The sequence below is a fragment of the Methylobacter sp. genome, assembly GCF_004322395.1.
Lineage (GTDB): Bacteria > Pseudomonadota > Gammaproteobacteria > Methylococcales > Methylomonadaceae > Methylobacter_A.
On sequence record NZ_SCTW01000128.1, the window covers coordinates 1 to 3818 of the forward strand.

A 3818-nucleotide genomic window follows, 5' to 3' on the forward strand; every position below is an offset into this window, starting at 1 on the left:
ATATTACCTTTTTCGGTAACCATCATCGGCGTTCCTTTCACTTCAAATTCCTCAGCCAGTTGCATATGCTCATCAACCGGGTTATCGCAAAGCGGCCTTAACGGCAGCCAAAAAAGGCGATACGCCACCGTCTAAAACTTGCGATAACCCGGTTGATGAGCATATGCAACTGGCTGAGGAATTTGAAGTGAAAGGAACGCCGATGATGGTTACCGAAAAAGGTAATATTTTTCCCGGCTATCTGCCTGCTAAGCAATTGGCTGAAGCGCTGGCGGATGAGAAAAGTCACAAATAATCGATTTGCTTGTGATACAAAGGCGGCTTCAGCCGCCTTTGTTTTGTAGATTAAACTATACCATCCCTTTAAGCCGATAAAGCAATTCCAAAGCCTGTTTCGGGCTAAGCTCATCCGGGTTCATATCTTCCAGCAAACCCACCGCAGGATGAAATTCCTTCGATGAAAACAAATCCAGCTGATTAACCCCGGTTTCCGCTTGCTGTTCAAGATAGGCATGGTCTTCCAGATGCCGTAATTTGGCTTTGGCCTTATCAATCACCGAACGGGGAACGCCTGCTAATGAGGCCACCTGCAAGCCGTAACTTTGGCTGGCCGGGCCGTCTTTTACGGCATGTAAAAAAATGATCTTGTCGCCATGCTCCATCGCATCCAAATGCACGTTATGGATAGTTTTTCGTTCCTCGGGCAGCGTGGTTAACTCAAAATAATGCGTCGCAAACAGCGTAAACGCCTGAGTTTCTCTAGCCAGATGATCGGCGCAAGCCCAAGCCAGCGACAGACCGTCAAAGGTGCTGGTGCCGCGACCGATCTCGTCCATTAAAATCAGGCTTTTTGAGGTGGCGTTATGCAGGATATTGGCGGTTTCCGACATTTCGACCATAAACGTAGACCGTCCGCTGGACAAGTCGTCGGACGCGCCGATGCGGGTGAAAATCTTGTCGATAGGGCCGCAGCTTAGCGATTTGGCCGGGACATAACAGCCAATATGAGCGATTAACACGATCAGCGCGGCTTGGCGCATGTAAGTCGATTTTCCGCCCATGTTCGGACCGGTAATGACCAGCATTCTACGCTGATTGGAAAACGATAAGTCGTTGGGTACAAACGGAATATCCGAAACCTGCTCAACGACCAGATGCCTGCCTGCTTCAATCGAAATGCCGGGCTTATCAGCCAGTGTCGGCTGCGATAAGTTCAAAGTCTCGGAGCGTTCTGCAAAATTGACCAGCACATCCAGCTCGGCCAGCGCGGCAGCGCATTGTTGCAGTGGAATTAACGAAGCACCGATGATGTTCAGCAACTCCTCATACAAAGCTTTTTCAAAAGATAGCGACTTTTCCTTGGCGCTGAGCACCTTGTCTTCAAACGATTTCAACTCCTCGGTAATGTAACGTTCAGCGCCTTTTAACGTCTGCTTGCGTGTGTAATGTGCGGGGACTTTTTCCGCATGAAGATTCGAAATCTCAATATAGTAGCCATGCACACGGTTGTAATTGACCTTCAGCGTACTGATGCCGGTTGACGCTTTTTCGCGATTTTCCATATCAATCAGGAATTGGTCGGCGTTTTGGCTCAAATTTCGCAACTCATCCAGCTCTGGATGATAGCCGGGTGCGATCACGCCGCCGTCGCGGATCAGCACCGGCGGATTGTCGATAATGGCGCGTTGCAATAAATTTAATATTTCAGGATGTTCGCCGATCTGTTCGCATAATTGTGTAAGTTGGGGGTTATCACTGCCGGACAGCGCGTGTTGCAGGGCAGGTAGAACCGCCAGCGTATTGCGCAATACCAGCAAATCGCGCGGACGCGCCGATTTCAACGCGATGCGAGAGCTGATCCGTTCAATATCGCCGACTTGCCGCAGATGGCTTTGAATATCCCGATACAACAACACATTAAGCAAGGTATCAATACAGGCATAACGATTGTTCAAAATGTCGTGATCGCGTAATGGCCTGTTGATCCAGCGCCGTAAACAGCGGCTGCCCATCGCCGTTGCGGTTTTATCCAGCACCCCGAATAGCGTGAATTGCAGTTGGCCGGAAGGGTGAAAATCCAGTTCAAGATTGCGGCGGCTGGATGCATCCAGCAAAATGCTGTCGTCGCTGTTTTCGGTGCGTATGCCCTGAATATGCGGCAATGCGCTTTGCTGGGTGTCTTTAACATATTGCAGCAAGCCGCCCGCAGCAGCAATTGCGGCGGGCATGTCTTCGCAGCCGTAGCCTTTCAAATCCAGCGTCTTGAACTGCTTTAATACCAGTTGCCTGGCGCTTTGGGCTTCAAAATGCCAGGGCGGTCTTCTGCATAAACCGCTGCGCTGTTTTAGGTTTGCGGGCAGCGGCCAGTCTTCGCTAAACAGCAGTTCGGCAGGATTCAAGCGGCCGATTTCGCTTAACAACTGATCCATCGACTCAACTTGTTGCAGAACGAAACGGCCGCTGGTTAGGTCCAGGCTGGCGATGCCGTAAGGCGACTGGCCGGTCGCCCCTACAGGCAACGAACAGATTGCAACCAGCAGGTTATCCTTGCGGTCTTCCAGCAACGCTTCGTCGGTAACGGTGCCGGGGGTGACTATGCGCACCACCTTGCGTTCGACCGGGCCTTTTGATGTTGCCGGATCGCCGATTTGTTCGCATATCGCGATTGATTCGCCGTACTTTAACAGCTTGGCAAGATAGCCTTCAGCCGCGTGATAAGGAATGCCAGCCATAGGAATAGGCTGCCCCCCCGATTGTCCACGGCTGGTCAGCGTAATATCCAACAGTTGCGAGGCTTTTTTGGCGTCATCGAAAAACAGTTCGTAAAAATCCCCCATACGGTAGAACAACAGGGTATCGGGGTGTTCGGATTTGATGCGCATGAATTGCTGCATCATCGGAGTGTGCTGCTGGTTGATGGTGTTTTGTTTTATACTCATAAGCCTATTTTATCCGAATCCGGGAGAGGTCACATCATGGAGTCTGAATTATTTGAGCTGGCCGAGCAACTGGGCCGCTTATTAAAAGCAAACGGCAAAACAGTAGCCACAGCCGAATCCTGCACCGGCGGCTGGATCGCCCAAACAATTACCGAAGTGCCGGGCAGTTCAGCCTGGTTCGACCGGGGCTTTGTCACCTACAGCAATGCTGCAAAAGTGCAAATGTTGGGCGTCAGTCCGCAAACACTGGAAAAATACGGTGCGGTGAGCGCCGAGACCGCAACGGAAATGGTAGCAGGCGCCTTAGCGCACAGCGATGCCGATGTTGCGGTTGCGGTAACCGGCATAGCTGGGCCGGATGGAGGAACGCCGGAAAAACCTGTCGGAACTGTATTTATTGCATGGGCGAATAGAAACGGAGCAGCCAGAGTGGTCAGAAAGCAATTATCAGGAAACCGGAAGCAAATAAGAGAACAGACTGTGAGAAGTGCTATGGAGGGAATCGAGTAGCTTATGTGCGCTGCCGTACCGACTATATTTATTTTTATTTATATTATTTTTTTGTGTAAGTAACTGATGTTACGCACGGATGTTTTTTCTCCCGTTTGCCGCGCCGAGCACCGGAGCTTTCGGCGGAAACAGCCCATAGGGGGCGCTGCAAGGATGCAGCGCGTTGCCAGAGGGCCAAGGATGGCCCTTCTGGCAACCTCCGCCGAAAGCGAGGAGCGCAGGAGAGAAGCGGTAACCGGGTCGCCTTCTCTTTGGTTACTTTCTTTTCGACTGCATGGATGCAGGAGGTAGAGCAACGCAGGAGCAGTTGCCGAGGCGACGCAAAAGAAAGTAACTCGCCTTCGGGTGCGAGAACCCGATTCAAATAAC

Annotated in this window: 3 protein-coding genes; 2 read left to right on the forward strand and 1 reads right to left on the reverse strand. The window is 51.4% G+C overall.

The features are described from left to right. Positions 1 to 46 precede the first annotated feature (46 nt). Complete coding sequence (locus tag EPO18_RS17095) at positions 47 to 295, forward strand: thioredoxin fold domain-containing protein (protein WP_472850909.1); 249 nt, start codon at positions 47 to 49, stop codon at positions 293 to 295. A gap of 55 nt (positions 296 to 350) precedes the next feature. Here EPO18_RS17095 and mutS read toward each other — a convergent pair whose 3' ends face one another. Beyond that, complete coding sequence (gene mutS, locus EPO18_RS17100; RefSeq protein ID WP_292435408.1) at positions 351 to 2939, reverse strand: DNA mismatch repair protein MutS; 2589 nt, start codon at positions 2937 to 2939, stop codon at positions 351 to 353. Between the two features lie 36 nt (positions 2940 to 2975). Here mutS and EPO18_RS17105 point away from each other — a divergent pair, with 36 nt between their 5' ends. Further along, complete coding sequence (locus EPO18_RS17105; protein WP_292435410.1) at positions 2976 to 3449, forward strand: CinA family protein; 474 nt, start codon at positions 2976 to 2978, stop codon at positions 3447 to 3449. Positions 3450 to 3818: the final 369 nt, after the last annotated feature.

Excerpts from the sequence above, each read along its gene's own strand:
- mutS (WP_292435408.1), bottom strand. The coding sequence starts at position 2,939 with ATGAGTATAAAACAAAACACCATCAACCAGCAGCACACTCCGATGATG.
- EPO18_RS17105 (WP_292435410.1), top strand. The coding sequence starts at position 2,976 with ATGGAGTCTGAATTATTTGAGCTGGCCGAGCAACTGGGCCGCTTATTA.